Below are 21,760 nucleotides of genomic sequence, written 5' to 3' on the forward strand. Positions count from 1 at the left end.
TTTCACATTTCAGTTGGCTGGCTAACTGAAGAGGCGCCGCGCTGCCGTCGATCCCGCCGCCAGGTCGCGCGCTTCGAGCTTGCGGTACAGGATCTTCAGGTCCTCGCCGATCGCGGCGAAGGCGTGCAGCGTGATCGTGCGGCCCTGGTCGTCGACCATCGCGGCATCCATGTCCGCGGCCAGCGTGCGGGCGGCGTCGTGCCAGGCCGGGAACGGCTCGGCGACCTCGGGCGTCTGCAGCACGTCGAGCGACAGCGTGACCTCGCGCACCGCGGCGATGTTCGGATCCTCGGCCAATGCGGCCTGCGCATCGAAGCCCAGCACCAGCAGCGGCGGCGCGCCGTCCTCGGCCGACGGCAGCACCAGCCGCCCCGGCAGCACGCCGGGCACGAAGCCGCGCCGGCCGGCGCACTGCTGCACATAGCCGACCGACCAGGCGGCGCCGTTGGCGCGCAGGGTCACCGCGAGTTGCGCGTCGTGCTCGCCGGCGAAGGCATCGAGCTCGCGCGCGCGGTTGACGACATCGATCATGTCGGGCACCTCGACCATGCCGCCGACGCCATCGGCAAAGCCCTGCAGCTTCTGCACGAACTCGGAGAACTCGATCTGGTTCAGCCCGCCGCTGCGGTTGGCCATCTGCACACCGGCCTGGAACTCGCCGTAGCGCTGGCCCGAGGCCGGCAGCTCCCAGTCGCCGGTCTCGGCGTTCAGGCCTTCGATCAGGAAGGGCTTGGTGCCGGCGCGGCGCGACGGCGGCAGGTGCGTCAGCGCCAGCTCGCCGCTGACCGGCGCCTCGAGCGTGATCGGCGCGATCGCGTCGATCAGCGGGTCGAGCCGCGCGCTGGCGCGGCGCGGCGGCGGCTTCAGCTCCGGCAAGGCACCGGGGTCGAGCACGATGCCGGGGTCGTTGGCGTGCTGCTGATGCAGCGTCGGCTCGACACGCGGACCATCGACCGGGCCTTCAGCGCGGCGCGGGCTGGCCTTGCGCGCGCTCCACGCGCCATGCGCGATGACCGCCGCGAGCACCAGCGCCCCGACGATCGCCAGCGCCGCCATCAGGCTCATGTTCAGACCGCCTCCGCCATGCTGACCGCTGCTTCCATGTCGACAGCGACGATGCGCGACACCCCCTGCTCCTGCATCGTCACGCCGATCAGCTGCTCGGCCATCTCCATCGCGATCTTGTTGTGGCTGATGAACAGGAACTGCGTGCCCTTCAGCGACATCTCGGTGACCAGCTTCGAGTAGCGCTCGGTGTTGGCGTCGTCCAGCGGCGCGTCGACCTCGTCGAGCAGGCAGAACGGCGCCGGGTTCAGCAGGAAGATCGCGAACACCAGTGCGATCGCCGTCAGCGCCTTCTCGCCACCGGACAGCAGGTGGATCGTCGAGTTCTTCTTGCCGGGCGGCTGCGCCATCACCTGCACGCCGGCGTCGAGGATCTCGTCGCCCGTCATCTGCAGCTTCGCGGTGCCGCCGCCGAACAGCGACGGGAACATGCGGCCGAAATGCTCGTTGACCTGGTTGAAGGTCTTGGCCAGCAGGTCGCGCGTCTCGAGGTCGATCTTGTGGATCGCGTCTTCGAGGGTGCTGATCGCCTCGTTCAAGTCGGCGTTCTGCGCATCGAGGAAGGTCTTGCGCTCGCGCGCCGCGGTCAATTCGTCGAGCGCGGCCAGGTTCACCGCGCCGAGCGCGGCGATGTCGCGGTTGATGCGGTCGATCTCGCCCTGCAGGCCCCAGAGCTTGACGTTGTTGGCGGCGACGTCGGCCGCCAGCGCTTCCATGTCGACCGCCGCGGCGGTCAACTGCTCGAGGTACTGCGCGCCGCCGAGCTGCGCGGCCTGGGCTTCGAGCTGCAGCTTGGTGATCTTCTCGCGCAAGGGCTCGAGGCTGCGCTCGAAGCCGAGGCGCTGCTCGTCGGCGTGGCGCAGCTTGGCCGACAGGTCGTCGTATTCGCTGCGCTGCGCACCCAGCGCCTGTTCGCGCTCGGTCTTCAGCGCCAGCGCGTCCTGCAAGCCGGCCTGCGCGGCGCTGTCGTTCAGCGAGCCGAGCTCCATCTCGAGCTGCTCGCCGGTCTGCGCGTTGCTCGCCGCCTGGGCGTCCGCGGTCTCGATCGAGCGCTGCAGCTCGCCGCGGCGGGCGGCGAGTGCGCGGGCCTGGAACTGCGACTCCTGGGCCTGGCGTTCGAGCGCGCGCAGCTGCTCGCGGGCATCGGACAGCCGGCGTTCGGCGCCGATCACCGCCTCGTCGAGCTCGGCGTGGCGCTCCTGGGTGTTGGCCAGCTGCAGGTCGAGTTCTTCGAAGCGCGCCTCGCCGGTCATGCGGCGTTCTTCGAGTCCTTCGAGCGCGGCGTCGACCTCGGCCAGCTCCTCGTCGAGCTGGCCGCGGCGCTGGCTGGTGGCTTCGGCCTGCTGCTGCAGGCGCAACAGCTCGACGTGCAACTGGTGCGCGCGCGTCTGCGTCTCGCCGGCCTCGCGCCGCGCGCTGACCAGCCGCTGCGCCGATTCGGTGTACGCCGCTTCCATGCGCACCAGCGCGCCACGCGCCTCGTCGGTGATCAGCGCCTGCGCGCGCGACTGGCGCTCCAGGTTCTCGATCTCCTGGGCGCGCGCCAGCATGCCGGCCTGCTCGGAATCGGGGGCGTAGAAGGTGACCGAGAACTGGCCGACCGCATGGCCCTCGCGGGTCATGATGACCTCGCCGTGCGTCAGCTTGCCGCGGTTGGCGAGGGCCTCGTCGATGCTGCCAGCGGTATAGACGCCTTCGAGCCAATCGTTGAGCAGCGCGGTGAGGCCCGCGTCGCCCAGGCGCAGCAGCGTCGACAGCGGCGACAGCGTCAGGTGCGTATTGCTGATCGCGGCCTGCGGCGGCGTGTAGAAGGCGAGCTTGGCCGGCGGCGCGTCGTCGGCAAAGGCGCGCACGGTTTCGATGCGGCCGACTTCGAGGGCATTGAGCCGCTCGCGCAGCGCGCTCTCCAGCGCCGTCTCCCAGCCGGTCTCGATGTGGACCTTGGTCCACAGGCCCTGCAGGCTTTCCAGCCCATGCTTGGCGAGCCAGGGCTTGAGCTTGCCCTCCGTCTGCACCTTCTCCTGCAGCGCGCGCAGCGCGGCCAGGCGGGCGGCCGTGTCGGCCTGCTTGTGGGCCTCGGTGTTGACGAGATCCTGCTGCGCGCGGCGCTGCTCGTCGAGCGCCGGCGCCTGCTCCTGCAGCTCGTGCAGGCGGGCGTCGGCCATCTGCTGGGCTTCGGTCGCCGCGGCTTCCAGCGTGCGCAGCTCGGCGAGCCGCTTCATGTCCGGCGTCGCCAGGGTCTTGCCCTCGGCGGCCAGCCGGTCGCGCCGCGTGCGCAGGCCGCGCGCCTGCTCGTCGATGTTGCGGCTGTCGGCCGCGAGCACCTGGATCTGCTGCTGCACCTCGGCGACCTTGCCACGCTGCTCGTTGGCCCGCGACTGCGCGTTGCGCACGGCCTCCTCGGCGTCGGGCAGGCGCAGCGATTCTTCCTCGGCCTGCGCGGCGAGCGTCGCGGCCTGCTCGTCGGCGGCCTCGATCTGCGCGGCGATGTCTTCCAGCTCGGCCTCGGCGGCGCCCTTGCGCTCGTCCCATTGCGCCGTCTGCGCCTTCAGGTCGGCCAGCCGCTGCGCGACGCGCTGCCGGCCTTCGACAACATAGCGGATGCGCTCCTCGAGCCGGCTGACTTCGAGCGAGGCCTGCGCCAGCTCACCCTGCGCCGCATGCAGCTTGTCGCTGGCGCCGTAGTGCGCCTGGCGGATCGTCTCCAGCTCGGCCTCGACGTGGCGCAGCTCGGCCAAGCGCGCTTCGAGCGCGTTGGTCGCTTCGGACACCGCCTGCTTGACGCGTTCTTCCTCGGTCGCCGCGTCACGCTGCTTCAGGAACCACAGGTGGTGCAGCTTGCGCGTGCCCTCGTCCTGCAGGCCGCGGTAGTGGCTCGCGACCTCGGCCTGCTTCTCCAGCTTGTCGAGGTTGTTGTTCAGCTCGCGCAGGATGTCGTCGACGCGGGTCAGGTTCTCGCGCGTGTCCTTCAGCCGGTTCTCGGTCTCGCGGCGGCGCTCCTTGTACTTCGAGACGCCGGCGGCCTCCTCGAGGAACATGCGCAGCTCTTCGGGCCGCGACTCGATGATGCGGCTGATCGTGCCCTGGCCGATGATGGCGTAGGCGCGCGGCCCGAGGCCGGTGCCGAGGAACACGTCCTGCACGTCGCGCCGGCGCACCGGCTGGTTGTTGATGAAGTAGCTGGACGTGCCGTCGCGCGTCAGCACGCGCTTCACGGCGATCTCGGCGAACTGGTTCCACTGCCCGCCGGCGCGCGCGTCCTCGTTGCTGAAGACCAGCTCGACGCTGGAGCGGCTCGCCGGCTTGCGGTTGCCCGAGCCGTTGAAGATCACGTCCTGCATCGACTCGCCGCGCAATTCGCTGGCCTTGCTCTCGCCGAGCACCCAGCGCACCGCGTCCATGATGTTGGACTTGCCGCAGCCATTGGGACCGACCACGCCGACACGCTGGCCCGGCAGCTGGAAGGTGGTGGGTTCGGCGAAGGACTTGAAGCCGGAGAGCTTGATCTGGTTCAGGCGCATGCACGAGGCCTTCCGGCCTGTCGGCAGCGGCTCGAGGCGCCGCCGTCAAGTATCCGCAAGTGGTTGATTTGTATGGATTTATTGCGGACCGACCGGACCGCAAAGCGGGCCGGATGATACCATCGCGCCCCTCTCGAAAGACCCACCGCCATGGCGAAGAAACCCGCGCTGAAAGAGCGCCCGATGCCCCCGAACCCGCCCAGCGCCCCGAGCAAGGAGCTGCACGTCTTCGCCAACCCGGCGCCGGAGCGCGACTACGTGATCCAGTTCCAGGTGCCCGAGTTCACCTGCCATTGCCCGCTGACCGGCCAGCCCGACTTCGCGCACTTCACGATCGACATGATCTGCGACGAGCTGTGCATCGAGCTGAAGAGCCTGAAGATGTACTTCTGGAGCTACCGCAATGAGGGCGCGTTCCACGAGAAGGTGACCAACACCATCCTCGACGACATCGTCAAGGCGAGCCAGCCGCGCTTCATCCGCATAACGGCCAAATGGTACGTGCGCGGCGGCATCTACACCAACGTGATCGCCGAGCACCGCCGCAAGGGCTGGAAGCCGCAGCCGGCGGTCGACCTGCCCAGCATGCCGATGGAGCGCGGGCTGCTGTAGCGCGCTACAACAACTCCTCCGGCGCCAGCGGCGCCAGCAGGTTCAGCCAGAAGCGGGTCCAGAAGGTCGCCTCGGGCTCGTTGGTCAGCACGATCTCCTTCTCGTCGTCCTGCGCCAGCCAGCGCAGCCGGCCGTCGGCATCGAGCACGACGCGCCACGAGGCCTGCAGCTTGTCGAGGTCCATCAGCCGCAGCACCTCGCGCGCGAGCTGCTGGCTGTTGATGAAGATGCCCATCTCGGTGTTGTGCTTCTCCGAGCGCGGATCGAAGTTCATCGAGCCGATGAAGACCTGGCGGCGATCGATCACCGCGGTCTTGGCATGCAGCCGCCCTTGCGTCGAATCGAACATGCCCAGGCGAGACGTGCGCCTCATCCGCAGCGGGCTCAGCTCGTGCAGCTCGACGCCGAGCTTGAGCATCGCCGGCCGGTAGCGCCGGTAACCGCTGTGGGCCAGCGGCTCGTCGGTGGCGGCCAGCGAATTGGTCAGCACCCGCACCGTGACGCCGCGCTGGCGCATCGCCTCCATCAATTCCAGGCCGCGCTGGCCCGGGATCAGGTAGGGCGAGGTCAGCACGACCTCGCTGCGCGCGCGCCGCATCAGCTCGACGACGTTGGAGCGCACCGAGTCGATGTCCTCCAGCGGCACCAGGCCGTAGCTGGCGCCCAGGCCCTTGTCGCGCGCCGGCGGATCGGCATACGCCGCCGCATCGGCCCACACCAGCCCGAGCCGGCCGGCATCGAGGTCCTCGCCGATCGGGCCGTAGCCGAGCACGTCGTTGACCGGCGGCGGCTCGGGCGGCGGCGTGCCCTCAGGCCCGGTCATCGCCTCGAACTGCCGGCGCAGCAGCTCGGGCGGCAAGTCGCTGCGCATCACCGCGCGCGCCGGGTACACCACCTCGCTGTTCCAGTAGCTGTCGAACAGCTCCTGCAGCAGCGGCACCAGCGCGCCGGTCAGGAACGTGTCCAGGTCGACGAAGTTCGCCTGCTCGTGGCGCATGAAGTACTCGTTGGCGATGTTGCGCCCGCCGGTCACCGCCATCGCGCCGTCGGCGATCAGCAGCTTGTTGTGCATGCGGCGGTTGACGCGGCTGAACTCGTTGAGCGCGAACAGGAAACGCGTCGTGAACGCGCCGCGGCCGACGGTGAACGGATTGAACAGCCGCAGCTCGATGTTCGGATGCGCGTCCAGGCCGAGCAGCAGCAGGTCGGCGCCCGAGGTGTAGAGGTCGTCCATCAACAGCCGCACGCGCACGCCGCGCTGCGCTGCGTCGCGCAGCGCGCGCAGCAGGTAGCGGCCGGTCTCGTCGTCCTGGATCAGGTAGTACTGGACGTCGATCGAGCGCTCGGCGCGGCGGATCAGCTGCAGCCGCGTGTCGATCGCGAACGAGCCGATCGGCAGCAGCCGGAAGCCGGTCAGCGAGCGGTCGGGCGACGAATCGGCGGCGATGCGGCCGAGCGTCGACGCGGTGGTCGCCGGCAAGGCGGTCGACAGCGGCCGCTCGACGTGCTGCGGCAAGGACGAGCAGCCGCCGAGCACGACGAGCAGCAGCAGCGCGCACAGCGCCGCGAATGCCCGTGCCCGCAACCGATCGCCGCGCGGCTGCGTATCATTTGCGGCACTGCCTGCAAAAGCCGATGCACAGGCCGATGCAATAGCCGATGTAATGTCCGTGCTTCCCGGCATGACCAACGTGATCGCCCCGTTCCCCAAAGGGCGCCAAGGATACGCAATGAAGCAATCGCTCGTCACCGTGGTTGTCGCCGCGCTCGCGGCACTGACCGCGCCCGCCCAGGCGGCGCTCGACATCGGCGACAAGGCGCCGGACTTCGCGATCGACTCGTCTCTGGCCGGCAGCGTCACGAAGTTCCACCTCACCGAGGCACTGAAGAAGGGCCCGGTGGTGCTGTACTTCTTTCCGGCCGCGTTCTCGGTCGGCTGCACGATCGAGGCCAACAAGTTTGCCGAGGCGACCGACGAGTACCGCACCCTCGGCGCCACGGTGATCGGCGTCTCGCACGACGACATCGAGACGCTGAAGAAGTTCTCGACCACCGAGTGCCGCAACAAGTTCGCCGTCGGCGCCGACGTCGACCAGAGCGTGATGAAGTCCTACGACGCGGTGCTGGCGCTGAAACCCGACTACGCCAACCGCACCTCGTACGTGATCTCGCCGGACGGCAAGATCGTCTACCAGTTCACCAGCCTGAATCCGCTGCGGCACGTGGCGAACACGATGGCGGCGCTGAAGGGCTGGGTGGCGCAGAAGAAGCAGTGAATCCGGCCCGCCCGGCCTATCAAAAGTTCGACGTCGCGGTTCGAAAAAGCGCGATCGACGGGTTCGGCGTCTTCGCGGCCGAGGACATCCCGCCGCAGAAGAAGATCGGCGAGATCCGCGGCGAATCGATCAGCGTCGCCGAAGGGCGCCGGCGTGCCGAGGGGCGGCAGCGGATCATGATCGTCGAGGTGTCGTCGCGCAAGGCGATCGACGCGTCGCAGTCCGAGGACCCGATGCGCTTCACGAACCACTGCTGCAAGCCGAACGCGCGCCTGACGATCCGCGACGGCCGCATCGAGTTCTACGCGCTGCGCGCGATCGGCCCGGGCGAAGAGATCACCGTGAACTACGGCGAGACGCATCACGCCGGCACGCTGGCCTGCCGCTGCGGCGCCCCGGGCTGCATCGGCTGGCTGTAGCGCAGGCGGCGCCGATAATCAGCCGATGAACCCGCTGCTGACCCGGCTGCACCCCTACCCGTTCGAGCGCCTGCGCGAGCTGACGCGCGACATCACGCCGGCGGCGCACCTGCACCCCATCGGCCTGGGCATCGGCGAGCCGCGCCACCCGGCGCCCGAGCTGATCAAGCAGGCGCTGGTCGAGGGCATGCCGGGCCTGGCGGTCTATCCGCCGACGCTGGGCGAGCCGGCGCTGCGCGAGTCGATTGCCCACTGGCTGCAGCGCCGCTACCGCCTGAGCGTGAATCCGGCGACGCAGATCCTGCCGTGCTGCGGCTCGCGCGAGGCGCTGTTCGCGCTGGCGCAGACGGTGATCGATCCGTCGAAGGCTGGCGCCACCGTCGTCTGCCCGAATCCGTTCTACCAGATCTACGAGGGCGCGGCGCTGCTGGCGGGCGCCGACACGGCCTTCGCCAACAGCGATCCGGCGCGCAATTTCGCCGCCGACTGGAGCCGGATCGACGAGGCCACCTGGTCGCGCACGCAGCTGCTGTACGTCTGCTCGCCGGGCAACCCGTCGGGCGCGGTGATGCCGCTGTCGGAGTGGCGGCGCCTGTTCGAGCTGTCGGACCGTCACGGCTTCGTGATCGCCAGCGACGAGTGTTATTCGGAGATCTACTTCCGCGACGAGCCGCCGCTCGGCGGCCTGGAGGCGGCGGCGGCACTCGGCCGCGACGACTTCCGCAACCTGATCGCCTTCACCTCGCTGTCCAAGCGCTCGAACGTGCCGGGCATGCGCTCGGGTTTCGTCGCCGGCGATGCCCGCGTGATCAAGGCCTTCTTGCTGTACCGCACCTACCACGGCTCGGCGATGAGCCCGATGGTGCAGCGCGCCAGCATCGCCGCCTGGTCCGACGAGACGCACGTGGTCGAGAACCGCGCGCTCTATCGCCAGAAGTTCGCCGAAGCCACACCGGTGCTCGCCGACGCGCTCGACGTGCGGCTGCCCGATGCCGGCTTCTACCTGTGGGCCGGCGTGCCCTCGCACGACGGCGAGCCCGGCAACGACATCGACTTCGCGCGCCGCTTGCTCGCTCAATACAATGTCACGGTGTTGCCCGGCAGCCTGCTGGCGCGCGATGCCCACGGCAGCAACCCCGGCCGCGGCCGCATCCGGATGGCGCTGGTGGCCGGCACCGCCGAGTGCCTCGAAGCCGCCCAGCGCATCGCCGACTTCACGCGACGCTACGAACCTCCCTCCTCCTCCCCTCCGAGCACCCGCGCATGAGCCAAGATCAACTGCAATCCATCATCGACCTGGCCTGGGAAGGCCGCGCCGCCCTCGGGCCGGACACGCTGTCGCCGGAGATCCGCGAGGCGGTCAACACCGTGATCGCCGACCTCAACGCCGGCCGCATCCGCGTCGCCGAGCGCCAAGGCGTCGGCCAGTGGACGGTGAACCAGTGGATCAAGAAGGCGGTGCTGCTGAGCTTCCGGCTCTCGGACAACCAGCCGATGCACGCCGGCGACCTGAGCTTCTACGACAAGGTGCCGACCAAGTTCACGCATGTCGACCCGGCGACGATGAAGGCCTCGGGCGTGCGCGTGGTGCCGCCGGCCGTCGCGCGGCGCGGCAGCTACCTCGGCAAGGGCGTGGTGCTGATGCCCAGCTACGTCAACATCGGCGCCTATGTCGACGAGGGCACGATGGTCGACAGCTGGGCCACCGTCGGCTCCTGCGCGCAGATCGGCAAGAACGTGCACCTGTCGGGCGGCGTCGGCATCGGCGGCGTGCTCGAGCCGCTGCAGGCCAACCCGACGATCATCGAGGACAACTGCTTCATCGGCGCGCGCTCGGAGGTCGTCGAGGGCGTGATCGTCGAGGAGAACTCGGTCCTCGGCATGGGCGTGTACATCGGCCAGAGCACGCCGCTCTTCAACCGCGAGACCGGCGAGTTCAGCTACGGCCGCGTGCCTTCGGGCAGCGTGGTCGTCAGCGGCGGCCTGCCCAAGACCTGCGCCGACGGAACGCCCTACACGATGTACGCGGCGATCATCGTCAAGCGGGTCGACGCGCAGACGCGTTCCAAGACCAGCATCAACGAATTGCTGCGTCCTTGAGCGTTTCCAACTGACAAGGGGATCGGCATGAGTGGAAACATGGAGCGCGTGCTGCGCCTGATGAGCGAGCGCAGCGCCTCGGACGTGTACCTCTCGGCCAACATGCCGATCCTGATCAAGATCCACGGCCAGGTGCTGCAGCTGTCGGACCAGATCCTGACGCCGCAGCAGCCGAAGGCGCTGCTGTCCGAACTGCTGACGCCCAAGCAGATGGAAGAGCTCGAGGAGACCGGCGAGCTCAACATGGCGATCGGCCTCGAGAAGGTCGGCAGCTTCCGGATCTCCGCCTTCAAGCAGCGCGGCACCATCGCCGCGGTGTTCCGCCACATCCCGCACAACATCCCGTCGCTCGAGTCGCTGAACGTGCCCGAGATGCTGTCGCAGCTGGTAATGGAAAAGCGCGGGCTGATCCTGATGGTCGGCGCCACCGGCACCGGAAAGAGCTCGACGCTCGCATCGATGCTCGAGATGCGCAACAAGGCGCTCGCCGGCCACATCCTGACGATCGAGGACCCGATCGAGTTCCTGTTCAGCAGCAAGAAATCGGTGGTCAACCAGCGCGAGGTCGGGCGCGACACCACCAACCTGCAAACCGCGCTGAAGAACGCGCTGCGCCAGGCGCCCGACGTCATCATGATCGGCGAGATCCGCGATCGCGAGACGATGACGCTGGCGCTGAGTTATGCGTTGTCCGGCCACCTGGTGCTGGCGACGCTGCACGCGAACAACAGCTACCACGCGCTCGGCCGGATCCTGTCGTTCTACACGCCCGAGGCACGGCCGGTGCTGCTGTCCGACCTGGCTGCCGGCCTGCGCGCAATCGCCTCGCAGCGCCTGCTGCGCGCGATCGCCGGCGGCCGGCTGCCGGCCGTCGAGATCATGCTCAACACCAAGCTGGTGGCCGAGATGATCGAGAAGGGCGACTTCCCCGGCGTCAAGGAAGCGATGGAGAAGTCGCTGGCCGAGGGCTCGCAGACCTTCGAGCAGGACATCGCGCGCATGATCACCGACGGCCTGGTGACACGCGACGAGGGCCTGGCCTACGCCGACTCACCGACCAACCTGATGTGGCGGCTGCAGAACGAGACGCAGCCGGTCTCGCGTGCGGCGCCGAAGAAGGAAGAGTCCGACACCGCGACCTACACCGAGTTCACGATCGAGGTCTATCCGGAAGGCGCCCCGCCGCCGCGCAAGCTCGTGTTCGGCCCGGCCGGCGCAGCCCGCTGAACCCCTATCCCCTGAAATGAGCGACACCCTCCGACTGCTGGAAGCCCTGATCTCACGCCGCTCGGTGACCCCGGACGATGCCGGCTGCCAGGCGCTGGTCACCGAACGGCTCGCACCGCTGGGCTTCGAGTGCGAGACCCTGCTGCGCGGCCCGGACGACTTCCGCGTCACGAACCTGTGGGCCACGCACCGCGGCGCGCGCGCCGGGCCCACCGTCGTGCTCGCCGGCCACACCGATGTGGTGCCCACCGGGCCGCTGTCGCAATGGACCAGCGACCCCTTCGTGCCCAGCCACCGCGACGGCAAGCTCTTCGGCCGCGGCGCCGCCGACATGAAGACCTCGATCGCCGCGATGACCGTGGCGGCCGGCGAATTCGTGAACGCCTACCCGGACCACGCCGGCACACTGGCGCTGCTGTTCACCAGCGACGAGGAAGGGCCCTCGGTCGACGGCACGGTGCGCGTCGTCGAGGCCTTGCAGGCCCGCGGCGAGCGGCTCGACTGCTGCATCGTCGGCGAGCCGACCTCCGTCGAGACGCTCGGCGACACGATCAAGAACGGCCGCCGCGGCACGCTGTCGGCGAAGCTGACGGTGCGCGGCATCCAGGGCCACGTGGCCTATCCGCAGCTCGCGCGCAACCCGATCCACCAGCTCGCACCGGCGCTGGCCGAGCTCGCGACCACGGTCTGGGACCAGGGCAACGAGCACTTCCCGCCGACCACCTGGCAGGTCTCGAACATCCACGGCGGCACCGGCGCGCTGAACGTGATCCCCGGCGAGGTGGTGGTCGACTGCAACTGGCGCTTCTCGACCGAATCCACGCCCGAATCGCTGAAGTCGCGCTTCGAGGCGACGCTCAGGCAGCACGGCCTGGACTACGCGGTCGCCTGGACGCTCGGCGGCTCACCCTTCCTGACGCGGCCGGGTCGCTTAAGCGAGGCGCTGAGCGCCGCGATCCGCAGCGAGACCGGCGTCGCCACCGAGCTGTCGACCACCGGCGGCACCAGCGACGGCCGCTTCATCGCCCGCATCTGCGAGCAGGTGGTCGAGTTCGGCCCGATCAACGCCAGCATCCACAAGATCGACGAGAACGTGAACGTGGGCGACATCGAGCGGCTGAAGAACATCTACCGCCGCACGCTCGAGTCTCTGTTGACATGACGCTGATCCAGATCATCGAAACGATGAGCGCCCGCCTCGAATCGGCGGGCGTTTGTTTTGGGCACGGCACGAGCAACGCCTTCGACGAGGCGGCGTGGCTGGTGCTGTGGCAGTTGAAGCTGCCGCTCGATGCGCTCGATCAATTCGCGGAGCGCGCGCTGAGCGCGGACGAGCAGCAGGCCATCGAGGCGCTGGTCGAGCAGCGCATCCAGACGCGCCGGCCGGCCGCCTACCTGACCGGCGAAGCCTGGCTGCAAGGCGTGCCGTTCACGGTCGACGAACGCGTCATCGTGCCGCGCTCGCTGATCGCCGAGGTGCTGGCCGACGGCACGATCGACGCGTGGCTCAGCGACCGCACCCAGGCGGTGCTGGATCTCTGCACCGGCAACGGCAGCCTCGCCGTGCTGGCGGCGATGGCCTGGCCCGAGGTCACGGTCGACGCCGCCGACTTGAGCGCCGATGCGCTCGCTGTTGCGCACGTCAACGTCGAGCGCCATGACCTGGCCGCTCGCATCACGATTTATCAAGGCGACGGCCTCGCCGCGGTCGCGGGCCGCCGCTACGACCTGATCCTGTGCAACCCACCCTACGTCAACCGCACGTCGATGGCCGCGCTGCCGGCCGAGTACCGCGCCGAGCCGGTGCTGGCGCTCGACGGCGGCGATGACGGCATGGATTTCATCCGCACGCTGCTGCACGACGCGCCGGCCGCGATGACCGACGACGACGCCGTGCTGGTGCTCGAGATCGGCCACGAGCGCGCTCATTTCGAACACGCCTTCCCGACGCTCGAACCGGTGTGGCTGCCGACCAGCGCCGGCGACGACCAGGTGCTGCTGCTGACGCGTGCGGCCCTCGCTCCCTTGAAGAAACCATGATTTCGCTGAGAAACCTGACCTTGCGCCGCGGCGCGAAGGTCGTGCTGCAAGACGCCAGCGTCACGCTGAACCCGGGCGAGAAGATCGGCCTGATCGGCCGCAACGGCGCCGGCAAGTCGTCCCTCTTCTCGCTGCTGGCCGGCCGGCTGCACGCCGATCTCGGCGATGTCGAGATGCCGCCGCGCTGGCGCATCGGCGAGGTCGTGCAATCGATGCCCGAGACGGACCAGCCGGCGACCGACTTCGTGCTCGACGGCGACCTGCCGCTGGTCGAGGCGCGCGACGCGCTGGCGCTGGCCGAAGCCTCGGGCGACGGCCATGCGATCGCCGATGCGCACATGCACCTGGAGCAGGCCGGCGCCTTCGACGCCCGCTCGCGCGCGCAGTCGCTGCTGCTGGGCCTGGGTTTTCGCGTCGACCAGGTCGATGCGCCGGTCGACAGCTTCTCCGGCGGCTGGCGCATGCGACTGCAACTGGCGCGGGCGCTGATGTGCCCCGCGGACCTGCTGCTGCTCGACGAGCCGACCAACCACCTGGACCTCGACGCGCTGGTCTGGCTGGAAGGCTGGCTCAAGCGCTACAGCGGCCTGCTGGTCATCATCAGCCACGACCGCGAATTCCTCGATGCGGTGACCGGTGTCACCGTGCACCTCGATAACGCGTCATTGACGCGGTACGGCGGCAACTACACGACCTTCGAGGAGATGCGCGCCGAGCGCATCACGCAGCAGCAGGCGGCGTACTCGAAGCAGCAGGACAAGATCGTTCACCTGCAGAAATTCATCGACCGTTTCAAGGCCAAGGCGACCAAGGCCAAGCAGGCGCAAAGCCGCGTCAAGGCGCTGGCGCGCATGGAGAAGCTGGCGCCGGTGCTGACGGCGAGCGACTTCGACTTCGAATTCCGCGAGCCCGGCAACCTGCCGAATCCGATGCTCGCGATGCGCGACCTGGAGTGCGGCTACGGTGACACGGTGATCGTGCGCAACGTCGAGCGCACCGTGCTTGCCGGCCAGCGCATCGGCATCCTCGGCGCCAACGGCCAGGGCAAGTCGACGCTGGTGAAGACGATCGCCCACGTGCTGAAGCCCCTCGGCGGCACACTGACCGAGGGCAAGGGCCTGACGATCGGCTACTTCGCGCAGCAGGAGCTCGATCTGCTGAGCGAGGACGACACGCCACTGCAGCGCATGGTGCGGCTGGCGCGCGATGTCTCACCGAATGCGCGAGAGCAGGAGCTGCGCGACTTCCTCGGCCAGTTCCGCTTCGGCGGCGACATGGTGCACCAGAAGGTCGGCACGCTGTCCGGCGGCGAACGCGCTCGGCTGGTGATGGCGACGATCGTCTGGCAGCGGCCGAACCTGCTGCTGCTCGACGAGCCGACCAATCACCTCGACCTGACGACGCGCGAGGCGCTGTCGATCGCGCTGAACGAGTTCGAAGGCACGGTGATGCTGGTCAGCCACGACCGCGCACTGCTGCGCGAAACGTGTGACGAGTTCTGGCTGGTGACCGCCGGCGGCGTCAAGCCCTTCGACGGCGATCTGGACGATTACCAGCGCTGGCTGCTCGACGTCTCGCGCGCCGCGGCCAAGGGCCAGCCGGCACCGCCGCTGCCGGGACAACCGGTCGCTGCGCCCGCGCCAGTTGCGACCGCTGCCGCGCCGAAGGCCGCCGCGGCGGCGCCCGATGCGAACCGCCGCGACGACCGCAAGCAGGCAGCGCAGAACCGCGCGCAGATCGCCAACCGCACCCGACCGCTGCGCCTGGAGGTGCAGCGGATCGACGGCCGGCTGGAGAAACTGGGCGCCGAGCGCGCCGAACTCGAAGCGGCGCTCGCGACCGGCACGCTGGCGGGCCCCGAAATTGCCGAGCACGGCCGCCGGCTGAACCACATCGCCGCCGAAACGGCGATGCTCGAAGAACGCTGGCTCGAGCTGCAGACCGAGATCGAATCGATCACCGCCGCAGGCTGAACCCACCCGACGGAGTGCCCCGATGAAGTGTCCCCATTGCCCCGACGTCACGCTGGTGATGTCCGACCGCCAGGGCGTCGAGATCGACTACTGCCCGCAATGCCGCGGCGTCTGGCTCGACCGCGGCGAGCTCGACAAGCTGATCGAGCGCTCGGCGACGATGCAGGCGCCGGCGCCGGCGCAGCCGCCGGCGGGCGTGCCGCAACAACAGCAGCCCTACCCGCCGCGCCGGCCGGACTTCGTCGATTCGGACTACGGGCACCAGGGCAAGGGCCACTACAAGCGCAAGTCCTGGTTGAGCGACATCTTCGACTGACCGAGTGGGCGTGGGCTCACCCGATGCGCGTGCAGTCCATCACCCAGTTCGTCTCCCACCCGTCGGCTTCCGCGGTCGACGTCGGCCCGCCCTTCAGCCGGAACGCCTGCTCCCAGCGGGCGCTATCGGACGAAATGCGCGTCCAGCGATAGCGCACGTCGACCGCACGCCCATCGTCCTCGTCGTCGCCGTAGAAGTCCCCGACCAAGCCCTCGAAGCCGCCGTGCACCGGCGGGAACAGCAGCCCGCTCTTGCTGTTGATCCACCAGATCGCCCATTGCCGGCGCGCGTGGTCGAAGCTGCGCAAGGTCAGCCCCGAGAAGCCCAGCGTCGGGAAGTCGATCTGGTCGACGTTCGCGCCGCCGCCCAGGCGCGGCTCGCAGGCCGCCGTGGCTGGAAACTCGGCCCAGTCGTTCGCACCGACCAGGCGCGTCATCAAGCGCCGGTTGGCGACCGACCAGCGGCCGAACAGGAAGTCAAAGTCGTTCACGTGGCCGGTCGGTTGCGGCAGGGTGATCGTGGTCATGGTGCTGTCTCCTGAAGTGGTTGGAATCAACAACGCTCAGCGCCAGGCCGAGCGCGGGGTGGCCTGCAGGTGCAGGCTGGTCGGCAGGTCGCGCAGCCAGCGGTCGAGCAGCGCGCCGATGTCCAGCGCCGGCCACGCGCCGTCACGCGGCACCGAGGCCAGCCACACGACCACCTGCTCGCCCTCGCGCACCGGCAGGCGCGGAAAGTTGTTCCGCGCCGGCTCGGTCTCCAGGCAGGCCAGCGGCGTCGCGCCGGCTGCTGCCAGGCGCGGCAGCACGAGCTCGGACAGCTGCCGGCGCAACGCATCGTCGGCCGGTGCGCGCAGCGGGCAGATCGTCGCGATCACGCGGCCACTGCCCGCGGCAGCGCCGGAGGCCACCGGCACGCACGGCCGCAGCATCAGCACGTCGTCCGAATCGATCATCGTCGCGTTGGCCGCGTTGCGGTGCGCCTGCCAGATCGGGCCGCCGTAGAAGTCGGCGAGCGCCTGCGCGCGCTGGGGCATGCCGGCGAAGCCGCGCAGCCAGACGAAGCGATCCGGCGCGTCCAGGTCGCGGAACTGGCCGAGCACGCGCATGCCGCAGTCCTGCTGAGAGAACAGGAATTCGCGCTCGAACAGCTCGATCAGCTCGTCGCGCCGGCCGGGGTGCAGCGTGTACTGCCGCAGCTCGATCACCGGCGGCAGGGCGTGGGTGGAAGTGGGCATCGGGAACCTCCTTTGATTCAACGAGCCGCGATGCTGCGCCGCCAAACCTGCCACCGCATGTCAGCTTTTACGGCGACACTTCATCACCATGCGCGCGAGCCGATTGCTGACCCTGCTGATGCTGCTGCAGACCCGCGGCCGGCAGAGCGCGCCGGCGCTGGCGCGGATGATGGAAATCTCGGTGCGCACCGTCTACCGCGACATCGACCAGCTCAGCGCCGCCGGCGTGCCGGTGTGGGGCGACCGCGGGCGTTCGGGCGGCTTCCAGCTGCGCGAAGGCTGGCGCACGCAGCTGACCGGCTTGACGGTGCCCGAGGCGCGCGCGATCTTCATGGCCGGCCTGCCCGGCCCGGCCGCCGAGCTGGGCCTGGGCGAAGCGATGGCCACCGCGCAGCTGAAGCTGCTGGCCGCGCTGCCGTCGGACTGGCAGGCCGACGCGCAGCAGGTCGCCGCGCGCTTCCACCTCGATCCGATCGACTGGTTCCGCAGCGCCGCGCCGCCGCCGCACCTGCAGGCCGTCGCCGAGGCGGTGTGGCACACGCAGCGGCTGGCGCTGCGCTACGAGAGCTGGCAAGGCGTGAATCAGCGCATCGTCGAGCCGCTGGGCGTGGTGCTGAAGGCCGGCACCTGGTACATGGCCGCGCGCCGCGCGCCTGATGCGCAAAAGGAGCGTCCACGGGAGCCGCATGTCTACCGCCTCGCGGCGATCCAGTCGCTCGAGGTGCTCGATCAATTCTTCGAACGCCCGCGCGGCTTCGACCTGGCCGACTGGTGGGCGCGCGAGACCGCTCGCTTCGAAGCCGGCGTCTACCGCGGCGAGGCGCGGCTGCGCGTCAACGAGGCGGGGCTCAAGACGGTGCTGGCCTTCAGCGCGCTGGTGGCAGACGCCGCGCTCGCCAGCGCCGAGCCGAGCGCGGCCCACGAGGGCTGGATCGAGCTGCGCATGCCGATCGAGTCGGTCGCGCACGCCGCGCGGCAGCTGCTGCGCCTGGGCAGCGATGGCGAGGTGCTGGCGCCGGCCGAGCTGCGCGACGCGCTGGCCTCGACCTACCGCACGCTGGCCCAGCGCTACGACCGCGCCGGCTGATCGAGGCGGCAGCCTCAGGTCTCGTCACGCGCCGGCGCCAGCCGCCACTGCAGTTGCAGCAGCGACCCCACCTGCTCGAGAAAGCGCAGGTGGTCGATCGGCTTCGGCACGAAGGCATTCGCGCCGGCCGCGAGGCTCGCCTTCTGGTGCTCGCTGGACGCGCTGGCCGACGCGGCGATGATCGGCACGCCCTTGGTCAGCGGCAGCTCGCGCAGACGGCGCGTGGCCGTCAGGCCGTCCATCACCGGCATCACGTTGTCGAGCACGATCAGGTCGGGCCGCCATACCTGCGCCCGATCGAGCCCCTCCTGGCCGTTGGCGGCCTCGTCGACCTCGAAGCCGAGCTTGCCGAGCAGCTCGGAGAGCACGATGCGGTTGATCGGCACGTCGTCGACCACCAGCACGCGCCGCCGCGGTCCCTCGTAGCCGACGATCACCGGCGCCGGCGGCGCGACCGGCTGCAGCGTGTCGAACACCGGCAGCTCGAGCTCGAAGGCGAAGCGGCTGCCGCGGCCGAGCGCGCTGTCGACCTCGATCTCGCTGCCCATCAGCCGCACCAGCTGGCGGCTGATCGACAGCCCGAGGCCGGAACCACCGGCGCGGCGCTCGATGTCGCCGGCCTGCTCGAAGGGCTGGAACAGGCGCTGCAGGTGCTCGGGCTCGATGCCGACGCCCGAGTCGGCGATCTCGAAGCGCAGCCGCGCCTGGTCGCCATGGCGGTGAACCACGCGCACCGCGAGGCTGACCTCGCCCTCGTCGGTGAACTTCACGGCATTGCCGACCAGGTTCAGCAGCACCTGGCGCAGCCGCTTGTCGTCGGCCACCGCGCCGCCGGGCAGGTCGGGCGCCGGCCGGTAGTGGAAGAACAGGCTCTTCTCCTCGGCCTTGACGCGGAAGATATCGGCGACCACCTTCAGCAGCGCCGGCAGGCTGAAGCGCACCGGATGCAGGTCGAGCTTGCCGGCTTCGATGCGCGACAGGTCGAGCACGTCGTTGATCAGCGTCAGCAGGTGCTCGCCGCTGCCCTGGATGATGGTCATGCCCTTGCGCTGGCGCTCGGTCGTGTCGGGGTCGAGCAGCAGCAGCTGCGCGAAGCCGAGGATGCCGTTCAGCGGCGTGCGCAGCTCGTGGCTCATCGATGCCAGGAAGGCGCTCTTCGCGCGGTTCGCGACCTCGGCGCGGTCGCGCGCGGCCTCGAGCTCCGCCGTGCGCTCGCGCACCAGCTCTTCCAGGTGTTCGCGGTAGCGCGCCAGCTCCAGCTCGCGCCGGCGCCGCTCAATCGCGATGCCGGCGACATGCGTGGCCAGGCTCAGCAGCTTGAAGTCGCGCGGCGTCGGGCTGCGCGGCTCGCGGTAGTACATCGCGAAGGTGCCGAGCACCGTCTCGCCATGAAAGATCGGCGCCGACCAGCAGGCGCGGAAGCCGTGGTGCGCGATCAGCGGCAGGAAGGGCTGCCAGCCGGGGTCCGTCAGGATGTCGGTGACGATCACCGTCTCGCGCCGGTGCAGCGCGGTGCCGCAGGAGCCGACCAGCGGGCCGATCTCGACGCCCTCATGGGCCTTCAAGTACTCGGCCGGCATGTTCGGGCCGATCGCGCCGGCGATGTGCCGGCCGTCGATGTCCAGCAGCACCAGCGTGCAGGTCAGGCCGGCGGCCTGCGACTCCATCAGCAGCGCGAGCTCGGACAAGGTGTCCGCCAGCGGCACGCCGCGCGCCATCATCTCCAGCAACCGCGACTCGCCGGCGCGCAGCGCCTCGGCCTGCTTGCGCTCGGCGATGTCCACGAGGCTGACGCGCAGGATGCCCGGCGCCGCATCCGGCACCACGGCCATGCGTACTTCGCAGGGCAGTATCGAGCCGTCGGCATGCCTGCAGGTCCACTCGATCGCCCGGCTGTCGCCCTGCAATGCGGCGGCGATGTGGCCGGCAGCGGCCTCGTTCGAGTCGCGGCCATCGGGCTGAGTTGGCGGGCTCAGGTCGAGCAACGCGGCGGTCAGCAAGCGCTCACGCGGCAGGCCGAACAGCGCGCAGGCGCTCAGGTTGGCGTCGAGCAGGCGGTTGGCGGACACGTCGAGCAGCACGATCGCATCCGGCGCATGTTCGACCAGCGCGTGGTACAGCGCCTCGGGATGGCCCGCGGCGGCTGGAGAAGCGGCAGAGGGGTTGGAGTTCATCTCTGAGGGCCCGCAGTCGGCGTCGTGAGCCTCGGCAGCGCGCAAGGTCCCGATCATCATCCAGGCGCGACCCTGGTGTCGACCCGGGTTCGCAAAGTCTTACGCGGCGCGGCCTATGCTCGACCCTTCCTTGTCCGTGAGGAACTCGGCAATGCGTGTGCCCAAGCTGTTGCGCAGCGGCATCGCGGCCGGACTGGCCAGCACGCTCGGCACCGACAACCGAATACCCATTTAGATTGTGTGCAATTTAATTGCTCGCTACATTAACGGTCATGGCACGGCGACACCCCCCCACCGAACACGGCAGCACCGCCGACTGGCTGGCGCTCGACAGCCAGCTCTGCTTCGCGCTGTACTCGGCGTCGCTGGCGATGACCAAGGCCTACAAGCCGCTGCTCGAACCGCTCGGGCTGACCTATCCGCAGTACCTGGTGATGCTGGTGTTGTGGGAAGGCGATGGGCTGACCGTGTCGCAGCTCGGCGATCGGCTGACGCTCGATTCCGGCACCCTGACGCCGCTGCTGAAGCGCCTCGAGGCGCTCGGCTTCGTCCAGCGCCTGCGTGACAGCGCCGACGAACGCCGCGTGCTGCTGCAGCTCACCGCCGGCGGCCGCAAGTTGAAGACCCGCGCACTGGCCGTGCCGCAGGCCATCGCCTGCGCCACCGCCTGCGACCTGGGCCAGATCTCCGACCTGGCGCAACGCGTTAGAACGCTGCGCGACCAGTTGACCGCTTCTTCACCGCGGGCCGCCTGACGCGGCACCGCACCTCTTCCCACCAGCACCGAAAGGCTGAACATCATGGCTCTCGACAAGGTTCTCTACACCGCCACCGCCACCGCCACCGGGGGCCGCACCGGCACCGCGAAGTCGTCCGACAACAAGCTCGAAGTCAACCTGTCGACGCCGCGCGAGCTGGGCGGCGCCGGCGGCGAAGGCACGAACCCCGAGCAGCTGTTCGCGGCCGGCTACTCGGCCTGCTTCATCGGCGCGATGAAGGCCGTCGGCGCGGCGCAGAAGCTCAAGGTGCCGGACGACGTGTCGATCACGTCGGAAGTCGGCATCGGCCCGATCCCCGGCGGTTTCGGCATCCAGGTGGCGATGAAGATCACGCTGCCCGGCTTCGAGCGCGAAGCCGCCGAAGCGCTGGTCGCCGCCGCGCACAAGGTGTGCCCGTACTCGAACGCCACGCGCGGCAACATCGACGTCACGCTGACGGTGGTCTAACGCCCACGGCACCTGGCCGAGCAGCGCCTCGGCCAGGTCGCCCGCAAAGCAGCAGGCGCCGACCTACAGCGACACGAACGCCGCGTAGATCAGCGCGAACACCGCCAGCAGCGAGGTCGCCGCGCCGAGCAGGTTGCCGGCATAGACCAGCTTGCCGGACCACGGGCCGTCCGGCGTCAGGCCACGCTGACCGACGATCGCCGCCAGCGGCAGCGAGACGCAGAACGCGTACGACGAGACGATCAGCGACAGCGCGATCAGCCACTTGACCGCGTCACCGCCGGCCAGCGGCGTCAGCACCGCCCCGACCACCAGCATCAGCAGGCCACCGGCCGGCAGGCTGGCATGGGCGACGCGCCAGGCATTGACGATGTGCGCCGGCGCCTGCCGGTTGATCGCCCGGCCGAACGGCGCGCCGCACAGCAGGCCGATCAGCAGCACGATCGATCCATGGAATACCAGTTGTTTGGCGCAAGCATGCATTGGATGA

At 69.5% G+C, this 21,760-nt stretch carries 20 protein-coding genes; 13 read left to right on the forward strand and 7 right to left on the reverse strand.

The window, feature by feature from the left end; all coding sequences use genetic code 11:
- Nucleotides 1–21: 21 nt before the first annotated feature.
- Complete coding sequence (locus HLB44_RS17255; protein ID WP_173124745.1) at nucleotides 22–1,065, reverse strand: cell division protein FtsZ; 1,044 nt, start codon at nucleotides 1,063–1,065, stop codon at nucleotides 22–24.
- Nucleotides 1,066–1,067: 2 nt separating this feature from the next.
- On the reverse strand, nucleotides 1,068–4,586 hold the full coding sequence (gene smc, locus HLB44_RS17260; protein WP_173124747.1) for a chromosome segregation protein SMC: 3,519 nt from the start codon (nucleotides 4,584–4,586) through the stop codon (nucleotides 1,068–1,070).
- Between the two features lie 150 nt (nucleotides 4,587–4,736).
- On the opposite strand from smc, the gene queF reads away from it, so the two are divergent.
- A complete protein-coding gene (gene queF, locus HLB44_RS17265; protein WP_246312319.1) occupies nucleotides 4,737–5,198 on the forward strand; it encodes a preQ(1) synthase in 462 nt (153 codons plus the stop codon).
- A 4-nt stretch (nucleotides 5,199–5,202) separates the two neighbouring features.
- On the opposite strand, the gene HLB44_RS17270 is transcribed toward queF, so the two are convergent.
- Nucleotides 5,203–6,783: a phospholipase D family protein gene (locus HLB44_RS17270; protein WP_246312320.1), complete on the reverse strand. Its 1,581-nt coding sequence runs from the start codon at nucleotides 6,781–6,783 to the stop codon at nucleotides 5,203–5,205.
- A 145-nt stretch (nucleotides 6,784–6,928) separates the two neighbouring features.
- Between HLB44_RS17270 and HLB44_RS17275 the strand changes: the two genes are divergently transcribed.
- The 9 genes from HLB44_RS17275 to HLB44_RS17315 are packed head-to-tail and all read left to right on the forward strand — an operon-like array spanning nucleotide 6,929 to nucleotide 15,549.
- Nucleotides 6,929–7,474, forward strand: coding sequence for a peroxiredoxin (locus HLB44_RS17275; RefSeq protein WP_173124751.1), 546 nt, complete (start codon nucleotides 6,929–6,931; stop codon nucleotides 7,472–7,474).
- Nucleotides 7,471–7,893: an SET domain-containing protein-lysine N-methyltransferase gene (locus tag HLB44_RS17280; protein WP_173124753.1), complete on the forward strand. Its 423-nt coding sequence runs from the start codon at nucleotides 7,471–7,473 to the stop codon at nucleotides 7,891–7,893. The genes HLB44_RS17275 and HLB44_RS17280 overlap by 4 nt, the downstream gene beginning before the upstream one ends.
- A gap of 25 nt (nucleotides 7,894–7,918) precedes the next feature.
- The gene (gene dapC, locus HLB44_RS17285; protein ID WP_173124755.1) at nucleotides 7,919–9,160 is read left to right on the forward strand and encodes a succinyldiaminopimelate transaminase; all 1,242 of its coding nucleotides are present in this window, start codon (nucleotides 7,919–7,921) and stop codon (nucleotides 9,158–9,160) included.
- Nucleotides 9,157–9,993 carry a 2,3,4,5-tetrahydropyridine-2,6-dicarboxylate N-succinyltransferase gene (gene dapD, locus HLB44_RS17290; RefSeq protein ID WP_173124757.1) on the forward strand — a complete coding sequence of 279 codons (837 nt, stop codon included), beginning with the start codon at nucleotides 9,157–9,159 and terminating at the stop codon, nucleotides 9,991–9,993. Before dapC ends, dapD begins: the two co-directional genes overlap by 4 nt.
- Nucleotides 9,994–10,020: 27 nt before the next feature.
- Entirely contained in the window at nucleotides 10,021–11,220 is a 1,200-nt protein-coding gene (locus HLB44_RS17295) for a PilT/PilU family type 4a pilus ATPase (protein WP_173124759.1), read from the forward strand.
- Between the two features lie 16 nt (nucleotides 11,221–11,236).
- Nucleotides 11,237–12,382: a succinyl-diaminopimelate desuccinylase gene (gene dapE / locus HLB44_RS17300; protein ID WP_173124761.1), complete on the forward strand. Its 1,146-nt coding sequence runs from the start codon at nucleotides 11,237–11,239 to the stop codon at nucleotides 12,380–12,382.
- Nucleotides 12,379–13,260, forward strand: coding sequence for a 50S ribosomal protein L3 N(5)-glutamine methyltransferase (gene prmB / locus HLB44_RS17305; RefSeq protein WP_173124763.1), 882 nt, complete (start codon nucleotides 12,379–12,381; stop codon nucleotides 13,258–13,260). The genes dapE and prmB overlap by 4 nt, the downstream gene beginning before the upstream one ends.
- Nucleotides 13,257–15,233, forward strand: a complete 1,977-nt coding sequence (locus HLB44_RS17310) for an ABC-F family ATP-binding cassette domain-containing protein (RefSeq protein WP_173124765.1) — start codon at nucleotides 13,257–13,259, stop codon at nucleotides 15,231–15,233. The genes prmB and HLB44_RS17310 overlap by 4 nt, the downstream gene beginning before the upstream one ends.
- Nucleotides 15,234–15,255: 22 nt before the next feature.
- Complete coding sequence (locus HLB44_RS17315; RefSeq protein WP_173124767.1) at nucleotides 15,256–15,549, forward strand: TFIIB-type zinc ribbon-containing protein; 294 nt, start codon at nucleotides 15,256–15,258, stop codon at nucleotides 15,547–15,549.
- 16 nt (nucleotides 15,550–15,565) lie between these two features.
- Here HLB44_RS17315 and HLB44_RS17320 read toward each other — a convergent pair whose 3' ends face one another.
- Both HLB44_RS17320 and HLB44_RS17325 read right to left on the reverse strand, forming a co-directional pair.
- Nucleotides 15,566–16,075, reverse strand: coding sequence for a hypothetical protein (locus tag HLB44_RS17320; protein ID WP_173124769.1), 510 nt, complete (start codon nucleotides 16,073–16,075; stop codon nucleotides 15,566–15,568).
- Nucleotides 16,076–16,111: 36 nt separating this feature from the next.
- Nucleotides 16,112–16,783: an NIPSNAP family protein gene (locus tag HLB44_RS17325; protein WP_173124770.1), complete on the reverse strand. Its 672-nt coding sequence runs from the start codon at nucleotides 16,781–16,783 to the stop codon at nucleotides 16,112–16,114.
- An 88-nt stretch (nucleotides 16,784–16,871) separates the two neighbouring features.
- Between HLB44_RS17325 and HLB44_RS17330 the strand changes: the two genes are divergently transcribed.
- Entirely contained in the window at nucleotides 16,872–17,870 is a 999-nt protein-coding gene (locus HLB44_RS17330) for a helix-turn-helix transcriptional regulator (protein WP_173124772.1), read from the forward strand.
- 14 nt (nucleotides 17,871–17,884) lie between these two features.
- Here HLB44_RS17330 and HLB44_RS17335 read toward each other — a convergent pair whose 3' ends face one another.
- Nucleotides 17,885–20,044, reverse strand: coding sequence for an ATP-binding protein (locus tag HLB44_RS17335; protein ID WP_173124776.1), 2,160 nt, complete (start codon nucleotides 20,042–20,044; stop codon nucleotides 17,885–17,887).
- A 272-nt stretch (nucleotides 20,045–20,316) separates the two neighbouring features.
- Here HLB44_RS17335 and HLB44_RS17340 point away from each other — a divergent pair, with 272 nt between their 5' ends.
- Both HLB44_RS17340 and HLB44_RS17345 read left to right on the forward strand, forming a co-directional pair.
- Complete coding sequence (locus HLB44_RS17340) at nucleotides 20,317–20,799, forward strand: MarR family winged helix-turn-helix transcriptional regulator (protein WP_173124779.1); 483 nt, start codon at nucleotides 20,317–20,319, stop codon at nucleotides 20,797–20,799.
- Nucleotides 20,800–20,844: 45 nt separating this feature from the next.
- Nucleotides 20,845–21,270, forward strand: a complete 426-nt coding sequence (locus tag HLB44_RS17345; RefSeq protein WP_173124781.1) for an organic hydroperoxide resistance protein — start codon at nucleotides 20,845–20,847, stop codon at nucleotides 21,268–21,270.
- Between the two features lie 63 nt (nucleotides 21,271–21,333).
- Here HLB44_RS17345 and HLB44_RS17350 read toward each other — a convergent pair whose 3' ends face one another.
- Nucleotides 21,334–21,753 (reverse strand): styrene oxide isomerase, encoded by a 420-nt coding sequence (locus HLB44_RS17350; protein WP_484573297.1) that lies wholly within the window; start codon nucleotides 21,751–21,753, stop codon nucleotides 21,334–21,336.
- Between the last annotated feature and the right edge of the window lie 7 nt (nucleotides 21,754–21,760).

Origin of the sequence: Pseudaquabacterium terrae (assembly GCF_013266755.1) — a bacterium.
Taxonomy (GTDB): domain Bacteria; phylum Pseudomonadota; class Gammaproteobacteria; order Burkholderiales; family Burkholderiaceae_C; genus Pseudaquabacterium; species Pseudaquabacterium terrae.